Raw genomic sequence first — 15,237 nt, 5'->3', positions numbered from 1 at the left:
CTACGCCGCCATGCCCAACGCCTTGCGGATCTGGCCCACCACGATGGGCCAGCAGGGCGAACCGGCCGACACTTCGTCGTAATGGCTGCCACCGGGCAGCACGATCACCTCGGCCGCGTCGCCGGCCGCGCGGGCGCGGCGCGCGTAGTCTTCGCCGGCCCGCAGCGGCGAGATGGTGTCGAATTCGCCGTGGATCAGCACCGTGCGCACGCCGCACGGCAGCAGTTCGGCCGGCGACGTGTCGGCGAAGACGTCCGGCCGCGCCGCGCTGGGCTGGCCCGCCAGTTGCGCCGTCTCGCGCTCGCAGCTGCACAGGATCAGCGCGGCCTCGTTGCGCAGGTCGGCCAGTCCGCCCAGGCTGATGACGGCCGCCACCGGCAGCGGATCGGTCACAAACAAGGGACTGCTGCGCGGCAGGCGCGCGCGCGCGGCGGCCCACTGCGCCAGATGGCCGCCGGCCGAATGCCCCACCAGCGCCACGCGCGACAAGTCCAGGCCGTGGGGCGCGGCCAGCGCGCGCAAGCCATCCAGCGCCCGCGCCACGTCCTGGTACATGCCGGGGTAGCCGCCGCCCGGCTGATCATGGCAGCGGTATTCGATGTTCCACACGGCGATGCCCTGGCGCGCCAATTCGGTCGCCATGTTGCGCATCTGGGCGATGCCACCGTATTGCACGGTCCAGCAGCCGCCGTGGATCAGGGCCACCACGGGGAACGGGCCCGCACCCTGCGGCACGAACAGCTCCGCGAACTGGGACGGCCCGTCGCCGTAATCGACGCGCAGATCGGGCGCCCTGCCGTTCAGGGCCAGATAATCGTCCAGCGTCATGGGCGCCGGGGCCGCGCCGCCGGATGCCGGGCTTGTGGCCGCGGCCATCAGGCGCTTGCGCATTTTTTTCAACATGCTGTCATCCTCTCGGTGTCAGGTTGGATAAACCGGATAGGTTGAGCGGCATGCTACACGCATTACACGTCGTTGGCGCGCCGGTGGCGCCATAAAAAACAACAGGGCCCGCAGGCCCTGTCGTTCAGTTCACATCATGCTGGCGGCGCTCAATAGTCCTTGCGGGTCTTGGCGCCTTTGGCGGCCGGCTTGGCCTTGAACTTGTCGCCCTTGGCGCCAGGCGCCGGCTTCTTGGGCGGGGTGGACTTGCCCGATTCCGGCGGCATGTGGTCGGCGTGGCTGATGCGCAGCTGGGCGCCGCCCACCCACACCTTGCCCAGGTGCTGGAAGATATCGTCCGGCATACCGGCTGGCAGCTCCAGCATGCTGTAGGTGTCGAACACTTCGATGCGGCCGATGTACTTGGCTTCCAGCCCCGCTTCGTTGGCGATGGCGCCGACGATATTGCTCGGCGTGGCGGCGTTATTGCTGCCGACTTCGATGCGGAAGGCGCTCATCGGAACCTGCACCTTGCCCGGCTTTTCCTTTTTCTTTTTGGCCGGCGCCGCTTCCAGTTCGTCCGGCGCCACTTGCGCGGCCTTGGTCAGCGGCGAGGCCTTCTTCTTCGCGGCGGCGGCCGGTGCGGGCGGTGCGGCCTTCGTCATGGGCGCGGGCGTCACACCGCCATCGTCACGGCTGATGCGCAGCTGCTGGCCGGCCACCTTGATCGAGGCCAGGTGGTCCAGCACGTCGGCCGGCAGATCGTCGGGCATGTCGAGCACACTGTAATCGTCGTAGATTTCAATGCGGCCGATGTGTTTGGAATCGATGCCGCCCTCATTGGCGATCGCGCCCACGATGTTGCCGGGCTTGACGCCGTGCTGGTAGCCCACTTCGATGCGGAAGGTTTGCATGCCGGGATCGGCGGCGCGCACGATGCGTTCCTTTTTCGGGAAACGCTCGCTGCGCTCAGGACGCTCGCCGCGCTCGGGGCGGTCGAATCCGGCCGCGCGCGCGGGGCGCTCTTCCCACGAGGTGGTCAGTTGTTTCTTGTCGAGCAGCAGAGGTACGTTACCGCGCGCCAGCTTGGCCAGCGCGGCCGCGATTTCGATGGCGGGGACGTTGTGCTCCTGCTCGTAGTCCTCGATCAGGCTCTGGAACTGTTCCAGCTCGCCCTGCGCCAGCGTTTCCGTGATCTGTTCCTTGAACTTGGCAATGCGCACGTCGTTCACGGCCTGGATGGTGGGCAGTTCCAGCATGCCGATCGGCTGGCGGGTGGCCCGCTCGATCGACTTGAGCAGGTTCTTTTCACGCGGCGTGATGAACAGGATCGCTTCGCCGCTGCGGCCGGCGCGGCCGGTGCGGCCGATGCGGTGGGTGTAGCTTTCCGGGTCGTGCGGCACGTCGTAGTTGACCACGTGGCTGATGCGCTCCACGTCCAGGCCGCGCGCGGCCACGTCGGTGGCGACCAGGATGTCGATCTTGCCGTCCTTGAGCATCTGGATGGTGCGCTCGCGCTGCGCCTGCTGGATGTCGCCATTGATGGCGGCAGCCGAGAAGCCGCGCGCCTGCAGCTTGGTGGCCAGTTCCTCGGTGCCGAGCTTGGTGCGCGAGAAGATGATCATGCCGTCGAAGTTCTCGGCTTCCAGGATGCGGGTCAGCGCGTCGAGCTTGTGCATGCCGCTCACCAGCCAGTAGCGCTGGCGGATATTCTCGTTGGTGCCGGTCTTGGCGGCCACCGTCACTTCCTTGGGCTGGCGCAGGTAGGTGTTGGCGATGCGGCGGATCACGGACGGCATGGTGGCCGAGAACAGCGCCGTCTGGCGCGATTCCGGCGTCTCCTGCAGGATGCGCTCGACGTCGTCGATGAAGCCCATGCGCAGCATTTCGTCGGCTTCGTCCAGCACCAGCGTTTTCAGTTTGGACAGGTCGAGCGAGCCTTTGTCCAGGTGGTCGATCACGCGGCCGGGCGTGCCCACCACGACGTGCACGCCACGGCGCAGGGCCGACAGCTGCGGGCCGTAGCTCTGGCCGCCGTAGATGGGCAGCACGTGGAAGCCGGGGATATGGGCGGCGTAGGTCTGGAACGCCTCGGCGACCTGGATCGCCAGTTCGCGCGTGGGCGCCAGCACCAGCGCCTGCGGCGTGGCCTGCTTGATGTCGATGCGCGACAGGATGGGCAGCGCGAAGGCGGCCGTCTTGCCGGTGCCGGTCTGGGCCTGGCCCAGCACGTCCTGGTTATCGAGCAGGAAGGGAATCGTGGCGGCCTGGATGGGCGATGGCGACTCGTAGCCGACTTCGTTCAGCGCCTTGAGCAGCGGGGCACTCAGGTTCAGGTCGGAGAAAAGGGCAATTGGGGATGCAGACATGGCGTCACTCACAAAAATTGTTCGAATCGCCTAATTGCGAAAGAAATTGGTGCGTAGTTTACTCCCTCCCGGCAATCTCGACCGATTTACCGGCATTTTCGGATAGCCGCCTGCGCGGTGGCGGGCGGCGCAAATAAAAAAGGTTCTTCACGGATTACCGGGAACGCGTTTTTGAGCCCGGCGCTTGCGGCGAGCACTTCTTCCGGCACCATGCTCGCGTTGCTTGCCTTCGTTTTGCACCCTCGCCGCCATATCGGGTGGGCGGATCGCCTTTTTCTTCGGCTTGGACTGGGGATTTCCGGCGCGCTTCGCACGGCTCGCCGGCACCGGATGTGGTGCGGTGGCACGATCGGCTGTCGGCGCATCGCCGTTGAACAGGCGTGAGATCGCCGCGTTCTGCCGTGCCCGGCATACATCGGCCAGCAGCCATTGCTCACTGCCGGGAAAGCGCAGCCAAACAGCCTTCCACGCGTTGCGGTTGCCACACCCTTGCTGGTTGGCGAAGCCGGACGGCGAGACGGTCCGCCCGTCGCACACGATATCGTCGCCTTCCACCACGGCGAAGCTGGGTATTCCCCCGAAACTGGCACGCAGCCTGGTGCCTTCCGGGAGGAACAGTTGCTTCCATTGATATCCGCCCGCATCCATGTCCGCCGGCGGCTGGCGGGTTGCCGATGCCGGTTTGATGAAGGCGCGGATGGCCTCGACGATGACTGGTTCCAGCTCGGGGGCCGACCACCAATGACCGGAGTGATCCCCCAATGCTTCCAGTACATCGGAAGGCAAACGGACCTGCTTATAGTAGACAGCCATGGTGGCACTCCCGGTGAGGGCGGTTCTATAAACACAGCTAATCCTTGCGAGGGACTACTGCAACGCGCTATCGCGCACTAAAAAGACCGCTGCGGCAACACTATATTCCGCTAATCGGCTATATAGTCTTTAGAGGCGTCCCGTGCGCTTTAGTTCCACGATTTGCCACGAATCAGATCAGAATCGTGGCAGCTATAACGATCTACTAGTGAATCGCGCGATTTAGAAAAGCCGAAAGAAAAAGAGAGGACCACCCTGTGTCCTTCGGCTTGCGGTTATCAGTAAGGGAGCTGAAGCGCCTGGAGCTCCCGCTAATCCGTGAAGAACCAAAAAAAAGGACAGGGCGCGAACCCTGTCCTTCGTCATTGCGATGCAGCGCGGATTATTTCGTCGCGACCTTCGCTGCCGGCGCGGCCGGTGCTGGGGCGGCTGCGGGTGCTGCTGGGGCGGCCGGCGCAGCTTGTGCCACCGGCGCTGCAGGTGCGGCAGGAGCCGCTTTCGCTGCTGGCGCCACCGGGGCCGCCGTCTCGCTTACCTTGGCCGCATCCTTGGTCTCGGTCTTGGCCTTGGCGGCTTTCGCTGCCTTGTGGTGATGCGCTTTCACCTTGGCTTCCTTGGTGTCAGCCTTGGCGCCTTCCTTGCCTTCGCTGGTGACGGCGCTCACCTTGGTGTCCTTGGCTTCCGCTTTGACGGCGGCAGGCTTGGCTTCCTTGGTGGCGACCTTGGCGGCGACGGGCGCGCTGCTGGCCGTGGCGGCGGTGGTGTTCGCGGTAGGTGCCGGAGCCTGGGCGAAAGCGGCGGTGGCGAACAGGGTAGCGATCAGGGCGGAGATAATTTTGCTCATGGTGGTCATCCTTTAAACAGTCAGTGTGCGTTATGTGTCGATGTGGCGCTGCGTTCGAATCCGGTGCTGATTACTTGGCGACGACAGCTTCCTTGCCGGCCACCTTGCCTGCTTCGGCGGCGGTTTTGGCCTTGCCTTCTTCTGCCTTCTTGTGTTCTTTGGTTTCCTTGGTTTTCTCAACCTTGGCTTCCGTCTTCACTTCAGTCTTGGCGGCTTTGGTGTCGCCCTTGACGTCGGCATTTTCCAGCTTCGCCTCGGTTTTGGCGGCGGCCTTGTCGGCTTTCGCCTCGGTCTTGGCGGCGGCCTTGGTTTCCTTGACTTCGGCCTTGACGGCGGCCTTGCTATCTTTCGCTTCGGCTTTCACCGCGACAGGTGCGCTGACGGCGGTGGTGGTGACGCCGGCGGTTGGCGCTTGTGCGAAGGCAGCGGTAGCGAACAGGCCGGCGATCAGGGAAGCGATAATTTTGGTCATGATGTGTAATCCTTTTCTGGTTTCGGCGCCGGGACAATTCCCGTGTCACTGAGCAGAAAACGGGGCCCGCAACGGTCCAGTTGACGGGCATTACAACCTCTTACCGAGTCTTACAATCGCTTACAACCGGCCCAATTCAGCCGTGCGGCTTGAGTTCGTCCTTGAGCGCGGCCAGCGCCATGTTCTCCACCAGTCCCGGCGCGATCAGTTTGAGCCAGCGTCCCAGCTTACCCTTGGCCGACATGACGACTTCGCGCTTGCGGCGCTCCATGCCGGCGATGATCAGGCGTGCGCACTCCTCGACCGGCATGGCGTCGTCCTCTTTCAGGCTGCTGTGGCCCAGCGCCGTGCCGGCCGCGTTGAAACCGCGATGGCGTATCTGCGTCGCCACCACGCCCGGATAGGCGATCGTCACGCTCACGCCGGCCGATTTGAGTTCGCCCCGCAAGCCTTCGAAGAAGCCGCCCATCGCGAACTTGGTGGCGTTGTAGGCCGTGCGCCCCGGCACGCCGATCAGTCCCGCCAGCGACGACACGGCCACGATGCTGCCGCGCGATTGTTTCAGGTACGGCAGCGCCGCGTGCGTGCACCACACGCTGCCCCATAAATTGGTGCGCATCAGCTCCTCGTACCAGCCCAGGTCCTGCACCTCCTCGAACAAGGCATGGGCCGAGCGGCCCGCGTTGTTGACCAGCGCGTCGATGCGGCCAAAGCGCGCCACGGCCGCCGCAATCAGCGCCTGGCATTGCGCCTGCACTGACACGTCCGTCGGCACCACCAGCGTGCAGGCGCCCAGCGCGTCGCACTGGCCGGCCACCTGTTCGAGCAGGGCGCGGTTGCGGGCGGCCAGCACCAGCGCCACCTCCTTCTTATGCGCGGCGGCCACCTGGCGCGCCATCTCCGCCCCGATGCCGTCGGAGCTGCCGGTGATGATGATGACTTTCATGGGTCCCCTTTTTGTCTGTTATCGCATGATGCTAACTGAATCCGGCCACGCGGGGCATTCCGCCGCGCCGGCAATGCAGTAAGATGACAGCCCTGTCCACTACACGCTGGAGCCGCCATGCGCCTTACCCCGTTCGCCATCGCCGCCGGACTTGTCCTGGCATCGTCCACGCTCCACGCCCAGCCGCAGCAGCCGGTGGTCAGCGAAGTGCCGCTGCGCGCCCACCTGGCGTTCCTGGCCGACGACCTGCTCGAAGGACGCGGCACGGGCCAGCGCGGCGGCGAACTGGCGGTGCGCTACCTGGAAACGCAGGCGGCCATCATCGGCCTCAAGCCGCTGGCGGGCGCGGGCTACCGGCAGCCGGTGCGCATCGAAGGCAGCAAGCTGCTGGAAGGCAGCGCGCTGCGCTTCGACACCGGCCTGCAGGTGATCACACCAGCCATCGGCAGCGAGATCGTGTTCGGCACGGCCAGCGGCAAGAGCGAGGTGCAGTTCGATGCGCCGCTGGTGTTCGTCGGCTACGGCGTGCGCGCGGAAGAGGAGCACTGGGACGACTACAAGGGCGCCGACCTCAAAGGCAAAGTACTGGTCATGATGGTCAACGACCCGCAGCCGACGGCCGAGGAGCCGAACCGCTTCGCCGGCAAGGCCTACACCTACTATGGCCGCTGGCTGTACAAATACGAGGAAGCGGTGCGCCAGGGCGCGGCCGGGGTGCTGCTGATCCACACCACGCCATCGGCCTCCTACCCATGGAGCGTGCCGGCCAATGGCTTCAGCCACGAGCGCTTCCACCTGGCCGGCGCCGGCAATCCGGTCGAAGGCTGGCTGCAGGAGGATACGGCGCGCGCCCTATTCGCGGCCGCCGGACAGGACCTGGACGCGCTGCGCGCGCGCGCCGAAACGCGCGCCTTCGCGCCCGTGGATCTGAACATCAAGGTGCATGCGGAAGTGCGCAGCGCGATCCGCCAGGTCGAGCAGTTCAACGTGGCGGGCGTGGTGCCGGGCACCGATCCGAAACTGAAGGCGGAAGCCGTGGTCTACTCGGCCCACTGGGACCACCTGGGCATGGACGAAGGGGCGCGCCGCGACGACCCGACCGACCATATCTGGAACGGCGCCATCGACAACGCCTCGGGCAGCGCGGCGCTGCTGGCCATGGCGGCCGAAGCGGTCAAACATCCGGCCCGCCGCAGCCAGGTGTTCCTGTGGCCGGCGGCCGAGGAGCAGGGCTTGCTGGGCAGCGCGGCCTACGTGCAGCAGCCGCTGTGGCCACTGAACAAAACGCTGGCTGACCTCAATCTGGACAGCATGAACTTCGTCGGCCCCACGCGCGACATCGGCGTGGCCGGCGCCGAGCGCAGCTCGCTGATCGACACGGCCGGCCAGGTGGCGCGCAAGATGGGGCTCAAGCTGGCGCCGTCCGTGCCGGACCTGTCGGGCGCTTACTTCCGCGCCGACCATTTCAATTTCGCCAAGGCCGGCGTGCCCGCCTTCAACGTCGGTTCTGCCGTGTTCTCGGGCGACGGCTACTTCGAGTTCGCGCATGACCAGCAGGCATCGAGCGCGAAGATGGTGGCGTTCAAGAAGGACTACCACCAGGTCAGCGACGAATACCATGCGGACTGGGATCTGTCGGGCATGGTGCAGCAAGCCCAGTTCACGCTCAACCTCGGCTATGCGCTGGCCAACGGCAACGCCATGCCGACCTGGAAGGCGGGCGACGCGTTCGGCAAGGTCAAACGCTGACGCCAACGCAGCGCCGGCCGTGTTGTAAATGCCACAGGGCAACGGTTGGAATCAGCCTATAATCTGGGCAGGCCCGTCCACCCTATCCCAACATGTCTTCTTTCCTGTCCCGCGCCGTGCCGCGCGCGCTGCTGCAGGCGCTGCGCCCGGCGCTGCTGCTGGCCGCGCTGTCGCTGGCCGGCGCCGCCCATGCCGCCACCGATACCTACAATGGCGGCGACGTCGCCGGCTGCAGCTATGACGATGCCAGCACCACCTACACTTGCGCCACCCTGTCGAGCGCCAACGACATCACCATCGCCGACGGCTACACCGTCATCATCAGCAGTTCGGCCAGCATCACCTCAAGCCAGACCCTGACCATGGATGGCAGCGCGGCGCTGCAAATCGGCGGCGCCCTGAGCCTCGCGACCAGCAAGCTGGCGCTGACGGGGGGCAGCCTGTCCGTGGGCGGCAGCCTGGCGCTGACTATCGGCGCGGCCAGCCCCACCATCGACATCAGCGCCGCCACCATCGCCATCAACAACAGCGACGGCGCCGTCATCCACGGCACGGTCACGGCCAGCGGCGCGCTGGCCTTCCAGTCCAGCATGCGCGTGACGGGCCTGGTGACGGCCGCCAGCATCAGCATCGATATGCACACCGACGTGGTGGCCAACGTGAAAACCGGCACGCTGTACGTGGGCAAACAGTCCAGCCTCTCGGGCAACGTCAGCGCCAGCGGCGACGTAACCATCGATAACCACGCCTCCGTCTACGGCAACCTGACGGGCCATAACGTGGTGCTGAAGAACGCCTGCGCCTACATCAGCGGCAATGCGACCGTCACCGCGATCGACATCGGCGCCCAAGGCCTGGTCGGCGGGAGCATTACCTGCGCCAGCGGCAACAGCTGCGTCACCAGCAAAAGCCATGGCAATCCCAACGCCTGCAGCCGCGGTGGCGGCGGCCCGGTCACCGACCTCGACCACATCCTGATCAGCCACCCGGGCACGGCCCTGACCTGCGAGCCGCAGACCGTCACCCTCACGGCCTGCGCCGACGCGGCCTGCTCGGCCTACTACACCGACCCGGTGGACGTGACCCTGTCTCCGGGCGGCGCCACTTTCACCGTCACGGGCGGCAGCGGCAGCGGCACCGTGCAGCAAAGCACGGCCGGTTCCGCCACGCTGTCGGCCAGCGCGGCGGAGGCCAACAATGCCAACACCTGCTACAACACGGTGACGGGCAGCAGCAGCTGCACCATGGTGTTCTCCGACGCCGGCTTCAGCTTCACCATCCCCGACCACCGCGCCGAACAGGTGCAAAGCTTCACGCTGCGCGCGCTCAAGGCCGGCAGCGGCGGCAACGTGTGCGTGCCCTTGCTGGCCAACGTCACCCACAACGTCACCTTCAACTGCAACTACACCAACCCGGCCAGCGGCACCGTGCCGGCGCGCGTGAACGGCACGGCACTGGCGGCCAGCGCCAGCTCCGCCTGCAGCGCCGGCGGCGCCGTCGTCGCGCTGCCGTTCGACGCCAGCGGCACGGCCAGCGCCACGCTGCAATATGCCGACGCCGGCCGCATGACGCTGAGCGCCCAGTTGAATCCGCCCAGCGGACCGTACGCCGGCCTGGTGCTCAAGGGCGCCGCCAGCTTCACGGCCGCACCGGCCAGCTTCCGCTTCACCGTCACCGCCGCCAGCAACAGCGCGCTCAATCCGGCCGCGACCAACGACACGGGCCCGGTGTTCATCGGCGCCGGCCAGGACTTCCACACCAGGCTGGAAGCGCTCAATTCGGCCAACGCCGTGACGGCCAACTTCGGCAACGAATCGCTCGCCGAAAGCTACACACTGGCCCAATCGCTGGTGGCGCCGGCGGGCGGACACATGATGGCCGTCGCTGGCAGCCTGCCCGCCATGGTCAACGGCGTCGCCTCGACGCAAAGCCCCTCGCCGCCAACGCCCATGCACTGGGATGAAGTGGGCATCATCAAATTCGCCGCCACGCTGGCCAATGCCAATGGCTACCTGAACTCCGGGCTGGGCGTGACCGGCAGCACCAATATCGGCCGCTTCATCCCCGACCATTTCGACACGGCCCTCAATGGCACCGTGCCCATGACCTGCCCCGTCAATCCCGCCTTCGGCACGCCGTGCCCGGCGCCCAACGCGAGCGGCAAGTTCGTGTATGCGGCCCAGCCGTTCGACCTGCGCGTGACGGCCTACAACAAGAGCGGCGTTACAACGCAGAATTACGAAGGCCTGTACGCCAAGGCGGTCGCGCTGGCGGCCTACAACGGCGTGGGCGCCAGCGGCGCGGGCAACCAGAACCCGCCCATCCCGCCGGGCGGCAACAGCCTCAATCCGGCCGCCGTGGCCGCCGCGCGCTTCGCCAAGGGCGTGGCCACGGCCGATCCGGCCAGCCTGCCGGCCTACCTGTTCGCCTACAGTTACCCGGCGACGTCGGCCCAGCTGGCGCCGCCGACCAACATCTGGCTGCGCGCCACGGACACCGACGGCGCCACCTCGCTGCGCGGCGCGAGCAGCAACGAGGCGCTGGTGAGCGTGGTCAGCGGCCGCCTGTCGGTGGCCAACAGCTACGGTTCCGAGGCGCTGCCCATGCCCGTGATGGTACAGGCGCAGTACTGGGGCGGCGCCACCATTGGCTGGGTCAACAATCCGGCCTACGCGAACGCCACGGCCGTCGCGCTGACGGGACTGGTCACGTTCAGCAACTGCCAGAAGAACCTCGCCAACAGCGGCAGCAACACCTGCGCTGTCACGTTCACGCTGGCCAACGACAAGCTCACATTCACGGGTGGCAGCGGCAAGTTCACGGTGGCCGCGCCCGGCAAGAGCGGCGCCGTCGACATCACGCTGAGCAAGGGCGGCACGCAAGCGATCCCCTACCTGCCCAGCACCACGGGCCGCGCCACGTTCGGCGTGTACCGGGCCGGCCCCGTGGTCTACCTGCGCGAAGTGTACTGACGATGCGCCCCGATCTGCGGTAGCATGGCGGCTTTGCACCTCACGGGAGCCGCCATGGACACCACCTCCAACTGGATCGAGATACAGGGCGGCGACGGCCGCTTCGACGCCTACCTGGCGCTGCCGCGCGGCGGCAGGGGCCCGGGCATCGTGCTGCTGCAGGAGATCTTCGGCGTCAACAGCCACATCCGCAACGTGGCCGACCAGTACGCGGCCGACGGCTACGTGGTGCTGGCGCCCGACCTGTTCTGGCGCCAGGGTGCGCGCATCGAATTGGGCTACGACGACGCCGACTGGCAGCGCGCCGTCGAACTGAAGAACGCCACCGACGTCGCGCTGGCCCAGCAGGACATCGGCCACACCGTGCGCGCGCTGCGGGCCCTGCCCGGCGTGCAGGGCAAGGTGGGTGCGATCGGCTACTGCTTCGGCGGCCTGCTGGCCTACCACGCAGCCGCCAATGGCCAGGTGGACGTGGCCACCGCCTACTACGGCGGAGGCATCCAGAACCAGCTGGCGCGCGCCGCGCAGGTGCGGGTGCCGCTGCAACTGCATTTCGGCGCGCTCGACGCCCACATCCCGGCCGACGCCGTGGCCCGCATCGCCACCGCCTTCGACGACAACGACGCGGTGGAAATCCACGTCTACGACCAGGCCCAGCACGGCTTCAACTGCAACCACCGCGCCAGCTACCAGCAGCGCGCGGCCGCCCAGGCGCACGGCAACACCTTGCTGTTCCTGGGCGAGCACCTATAAGACGACCCGCAACAGGAACCACCATGGCCCGCCTCATCCTCGACTTCCCCGACCACCTGTTCTGCTATTCCACCCAGCTCACCGTGCGCGTGACCGACATCAACGGCGCCAACCACCTGGGTAACGATTCCATGATCTCCATGCTGTCCGAAGCGCGGGCCCGCTTCCTGTACGACGCCGGCGTGCCGGAAGTGCAGCCGGACGGCACCGGCATCATCATCACCGACCTGGCCACCACCTACAAGGCCGAGGCGCACGCGCGCGACCAGCTGCTGTTCGAAGTGGGGGTGATGGACTTTAACAAGTACGGCGGCGACGTGATCTTCCGCGTCACGCGCCCGCGCGACGCGGCACTGGTCGCCATGGCCAAGTATGGCTTCGTGTTCTTCAACTACCCGGCCAGCAAGGTAGTGCCGATGCCGGAGGCGTTCGCGGCCCGCTTCCCGCAAGCGAATCGGCAGCCCTGAGCGGCTGCCCTGACCGGCCGTCCGCGCCGGTCCCTGGCCGCAAGCCGCGAGCCGCCAGCCACTAGCCGGCCTTGCGGCTGGCCCCGAATTCCTTCTCGAACCAGTCATCGAGCATCTGCTTCTCGTAGCGCAGGGAGTCGTCGCTCGGATAGCGGTTCATGCGGTCCTGGTACATCATGTTGGCCAGTTCGCGGTCGCCGCTGCGCAGCACCTTACCGTCCTGCTCCAGCGAGAAGCGCAGGTGCATGTGCGGCCAGTCGGCGCCGCCGCGCAGCACGCGGATATCGTCCGGCCCCCAGCGGCGCGGATAAACCCAGCCCGCCAGGTCCACGTCCAGCACTTCCACCTTCAGGCTCTGGCCGGCCGGCAGGCGCTTGCCCAGATCGCTGAAGTGGGCCGTGAGCTCCTTCATCACGTGCTCGCGTTCGCGCACGCCGTAGGGCACGTCAGTGAACTGCTCGGGCTTGACGTAGGTGACGGTCACCTCCGCCAGGGCCGGTCCGCAGGCGGCCAGCGCCAGCGCCGCGGCGGCCAGGATACGGTAACGGGTAAGCATGGTCGTTATTCCTTTCAGACTTCAGACGGGTCAGGGCGGACACACCGCCCATTTTCACTATAGCGCGTTTCATGGACGCCAGTTCATGTTGCATAACATTGTTACCAATGTCACGCGCCCGTCATATCAAATAACTAAGATGCCGCACATGGAGGCGCGCCACCGCCTCGCATGATGCCGCCGGCGCAGAGCCGTTCGGCACATGGCATGGCTCAACCCCGGCTTTCACCATTACAGGATGCTTTTCATGCACGAGTCCCCCGATCTGTCCCGCCGCCGTCTGCTGCAATTCTTGTCCAGCGCCCCGCTGCTGCCGCTCGCCGGCGCGGGCAGTGCCTCCCTGCTGCTGTCGGCCTGCGGCGGTTCGTCCGCCGACGCGGCCACTGTGCCGCCCACCGTCACCCTGAGCACGGTCACCTTCTCCGGCATGCCGGCCCCGGCCCTGGCCGACGCCGCCAAGATGGCCACCACCACGGTCGGTTCGGCCCTGCAAGCCAGCTACAGCGACGGCACGAAGCGCAGCTACCAGCTCCAGTACCAGACCTTCTTCATCACGGGCGCCATGGTGCCCAACGGCAGCGGCGGCACCATCCTGGCCGGCGGCTACTACGACATCCACAACCAGCCCATCCTCGACAAGACGGACGCCGGCCAGCGCCAGTTCTTCTCCGACTGCCCGGACGGCACCTCGCTGCTCAAGCTGGACGCGCCCACCGTGCCCGGCGTGAAGGGCAACACCGTGTTCGCCGTGGTGCAGTTCGAATACACGACCCGCAACGTGGCCGGCGCCTCCATGTACGGCATGCTGCCCTCGCCGATCGCCGTGCTGACGCTGGACCAGGACAAGACCACCGGCGCGCTGTCGCTGGTGAAATACCACAACGTCGACACCAGCGCCGTGAACGGCCTGTGGATCACGTGCGGCGCCAGCCGTTCGCCATGGAACACCCACCTGTCGAGCGAAGAATACGAACCGGACGCGACCACCATCGCCAGCAACAGCCAGTTCGCCGCCTTCAGCCTCAACCTGTTCGGCGACGCCGCCAAGGCCAACCCTTACCACTACGGCCACCTGCCGGAAGTGACGGTGAACCCGGACGGCACGGCCAGCATCAAGAAGCATTACTGCATGGGCCGCCTGTCGCACGAGCTGGTGCAAGTGATGCCCGACGAGCGCACCGCGCTGATGGGCGACGACGCCACCAACGGCGGCCTGTTCATGTTCGTGGCCGACCGCGCGCGCGACCTGTCGTCGGGCACGCTGTACGTGGCCAAGTGGGCCCAGAAGACGGCCGACAACGGCGGCTCGGCCGACCTCACCTGGATCAAGCTGGGCAGCGCCACCAGCGCCGAGATCAAGGCCCTGGCCGACACGCTCAAGGCGGCCGACATCCTGGCCGTCAAGACCACCGACCCGGCCGACGCCAGCTACACCCAGATCCCGTTCAGCGGCAAGAAGAACTGGGTCAAGCTGCAGCCGGGCATGGACAAGGCGGCCGCGTTCCTGGAAACCCACCGCTACGCCGCGCTCAAGGGCGGCAGCATGGGCTTCACCAAGATGGAAGGCACGACCGTCAACGCCAAGGACAAGATCGCCTATTCGGCCATGAGCTACATCAACGGCGCCATGAAGGATGGCTCGGGCGGCGTCAAGGTCACCGGCCCCAGCGCCGGCATCGTGTACGGCCTCAACCTCAAGGGCGGCCAGAAGGATACGGGCGGCGCGGCCATCGACAGCGAGTGGGTGCCGGTCGACATGGCCGCCGTGCCGGCCTTGGTGGGCGAGGACCTGGCCACGCCGGACGCGCTGGGCAACCTGGCCAACCCGGACAAGGTGGCCAATCCCGACAACATCAAGTTCTCGGAAAAGCTGCGCACGCTGTTCATCGGCGAGGACAGCGGCCTGCACGTGAACAACTTCCTGTGGGCCTACAACGTCGACACTAAGGCGCTGACGCGGCTGTTGTCCACGCCGGCCGGCGCCGAATCGACCGGCCTGCACGCGGTCGACGACATCAACGGCTTCGCCTACATCATGAGCAACTTCCAGCACCCCGGTGACTGGGAGGTGGGCAAGGACGCGGCCGGCAACCTGACCGGCCTGCATGCGAAAGTGATGGCCACGCTCGATCCGCTGGTGCGCGCCAACTACCGCGACCGCTTCGGCGCGGCCGTCGGCTACCTGACCGGCCTGCCCGTGCTGAGCTAAGCCAGCCTCACCCGGCCAGCCGGCGCAAACCGGGGTCAGGTCATGCCATCACGCAACATGCCGTGCATGTTGCGTGATGGCATGACCTGACCCCGGTTAATGAGATGGTCACCCTCACCCTATAAGTCCTAATCTTATAGGGTGTTTTCATTTCTGGAGGGCGCCATCATGGACAGCGTAACGTTGATCGGTATCGACCTTGGCA

At 66.5% G+C, this 15,237-nt stretch carries 12 protein-coding genes; 5 read left to right on the top strand and 7 right to left on the bottom strand.

The window, feature by feature from the left end:
* From H3H37_RS24445 to H3H37_RS24420, 6 genes are all read right to left on the bottom strand, one after another.
* On the bottom strand, positions 1-903 hold the full coding sequence (locus H3H37_RS24445; protein WP_229219023.1) for an alpha/beta hydrolase: 903 nt from the start codon (positions 901-903) through the stop codon (positions 1-3).
* 149 nt (positions 904-1,052) lie between these two features.
* Positions 1,053-3,251 carry a DEAD/DEAH box helicase gene (locus H3H37_RS24440; protein ID WP_182167431.1) on the bottom strand — a complete coding sequence of 733 codons (2,199 nt, stop codon included), beginning with the start codon at positions 3,249-3,251 and terminating at the stop codon, positions 1,053-1,055.
* A 147-nt stretch (positions 3,252-3,398) separates the two neighbouring features.
* Positions 3,399-4,064, bottom strand: coding sequence for a hypothetical protein (locus H3H37_RS24435; RefSeq protein ID WP_182167429.1), 666 nt, complete (start codon positions 4,062-4,064; stop codon positions 3,399-3,401).
* A gap of 382 nt (positions 4,065-4,446) precedes the next feature.
* Positions 4,447-4,908: a hypothetical protein gene (locus tag H3H37_RS24430; protein WP_182167427.1), complete on the bottom strand. Its 462-nt coding sequence runs from the start codon at positions 4,906-4,908 to the stop codon at positions 4,447-4,449.
* A gap of 70 nt (positions 4,909-4,978) precedes the next feature.
* Complete coding sequence (locus H3H37_RS24425; RefSeq protein WP_182167425.1) at positions 4,979-5,380, bottom strand: hypothetical protein; 402 nt, start codon at positions 5,378-5,380, stop codon at positions 4,979-4,981.
* Positions 5,381-5,516: 136 nt separating this feature from the next.
* On the bottom strand, positions 5,517-6,326 hold the full coding sequence (locus H3H37_RS24420; protein WP_182167423.1) for an SDR family oxidoreductase: 810 nt from the start codon (positions 6,324-6,326) through the stop codon (positions 5,517-5,519).
* 117 nt (positions 6,327-6,443) lie between these two features.
* Here H3H37_RS24420 and H3H37_RS24415 point away from each other — a divergent pair, with 117 nt between their 5' ends.
* The 4 genes from H3H37_RS24415 to H3H37_RS24400 all read left to right on the top strand — a co-directional run bounded on the left by H3H37_RS24415 (position 6,444) and on the right by H3H37_RS24400 (position 12,267).
* Positions 6,444-8,075: a M28 family peptidase gene (locus tag H3H37_RS24415; RefSeq protein ID WP_182167422.1), complete on the top strand. Its 1,632-nt coding sequence runs from the start codon at positions 6,444-6,446 to the stop codon at positions 8,073-8,075.
* Between the two features lie 92 nt (positions 8,076-8,167).
* Positions 8,168-11,047, top strand: a complete 2,880-nt coding sequence (locus tag H3H37_RS24410) for a polymer-forming cytoskeletal protein (RefSeq protein WP_182167421.1) — start codon at positions 8,168-8,170, stop codon at positions 11,045-11,047.
* Positions 11,048-11,101: 54 nt separating this feature from the next.
* A complete protein-coding gene (locus tag H3H37_RS24405) occupies positions 11,102-11,800 on the top strand; it encodes a dienelactone hydrolase family protein (RefSeq protein ID WP_182167420.1) in 699 nt (232 codons plus the stop codon).
* Positions 11,801-11,823: 23 nt separating this feature from the next.
* Positions 11,824-12,267 carry a thioesterase family protein gene (locus H3H37_RS24400; protein WP_182167419.1) on the top strand — a complete coding sequence of 148 codons (444 nt, stop codon included), beginning with the start codon at positions 11,824-11,826 and terminating at the stop codon, positions 12,265-12,267.
* 61 nt (positions 12,268-12,328) lie between these two features.
* Here H3H37_RS24400 and H3H37_RS24395 read toward each other — a convergent pair whose 3' ends face one another.
* Entirely contained in the window at positions 12,329-12,823 is a 495-nt protein-coding gene (locus H3H37_RS24395) for a DUF3016 domain-containing protein (RefSeq protein WP_182167418.1), read from the bottom strand.
* Positions 12,824-13,070: 247 nt separating this feature from the next.
* On the opposite strand from H3H37_RS24395, the gene H3H37_RS24390 reads away from it, so the two are divergent.
* Positions 13,071-15,032 carry a PhoX family protein gene (locus H3H37_RS24390; RefSeq protein ID WP_182167417.1) on the top strand — a complete coding sequence of 654 codons (1,962 nt, stop codon included), beginning with the start codon at positions 13,071-13,073 and terminating at the stop codon, positions 15,030-15,032.
* Positions 15,033-15,237 lie beyond the last annotated feature (205 nt).

The organism is Rugamonas brunnea, from assembly GCF_014042345.1.
Taxonomy (GTDB): domain Bacteria; phylum Pseudomonadota; class Gammaproteobacteria; order Burkholderiales; family Burkholderiaceae_D; genus Rugamonas; species Rugamonas brunnea.
Note: the sequence above shows the minus strand (reverse complement) of the source record. Positions and strands in the feature narration are given on the sequence as shown.

Bases quoted from the DNA above. Each gene is read 5' to 3' on its own strand.
- H3H37_RS24430 (WP_182167427.1), bottom strand. From the start codon at position 4,908: ATGAGCAAAATTATCTCCGCCCTGATCGCTACCCTGTTCGCCACCGCC.
- H3H37_RS24420 (WP_182167423.1), bottom strand. From the start codon at position 6,326: ATGAAAGTCATCATCATCACCGGCAGCTCCGACGGCATCGGGGCGGAG.
- H3H37_RS24410 (WP_182167421.1), top strand. From the start codon at position 8,168: ATGTCTTCTTTCCTGTCCCGCGCCGTGCCGCGCGCGCTGCTGCAGGCG.
- H3H37_RS24445 (WP_229219023.1), bottom strand. From the start codon at position 903: ATGTTGAAAAAAATGCGCAAGCGCCTGATGGCCGCGGCCACAAGCCCG.
- H3H37_RS24435 (WP_182167429.1), bottom strand. From the start codon at position 4,064: ATGGCTGTCTACTATAAGCAGGTCCGTTTGCCTTCCGATGTACTGGAA.
- H3H37_RS24395 (WP_182167418.1), bottom strand. From the start codon at position 12,823: ATGCTTACCCGTTACCGTATCCTGGCCGCCGCGGCGCTGGCGCTGGCC.
- H3H37_RS24415 (WP_182167422.1), top strand. From the start codon at position 6,444: ATGCGCCTTACCCCGTTCGCCATCGCCGCCGGACTTGTCCTGGCATCG.
- H3H37_RS24390 (WP_182167417.1), top strand. From the start codon at position 13,071: ATGCACGAGTCCCCCGATCTGTCCCGCCGCCGTCTGCTGCAATTCTTG.
- H3H37_RS24405 (WP_182167420.1), top strand. From the start codon at position 11,102: ATGGACACCACCTCCAACTGGATCGAGATACAGGGCGGCGACGGCCGC.
- H3H37_RS24400 (WP_182167419.1), top strand. From the start codon at position 11,824: ATGGCCCGCCTCATCCTCGACTTCCCCGACCACCTGTTCTGCTATTCC.
- H3H37_RS24440 (WP_182167431.1), bottom strand. From the start codon at position 3,251: ATGTCTGCATCCCCAATTGCCCTTTTCTCCGACCTGAACCTGAGTGCC.
- H3H37_RS24425 (WP_182167425.1), bottom strand. From the start codon at position 5,380: ATGACCAAAATTATCGCTTCCCTGATCGCCGGCCTGTTCGCTACCGCT.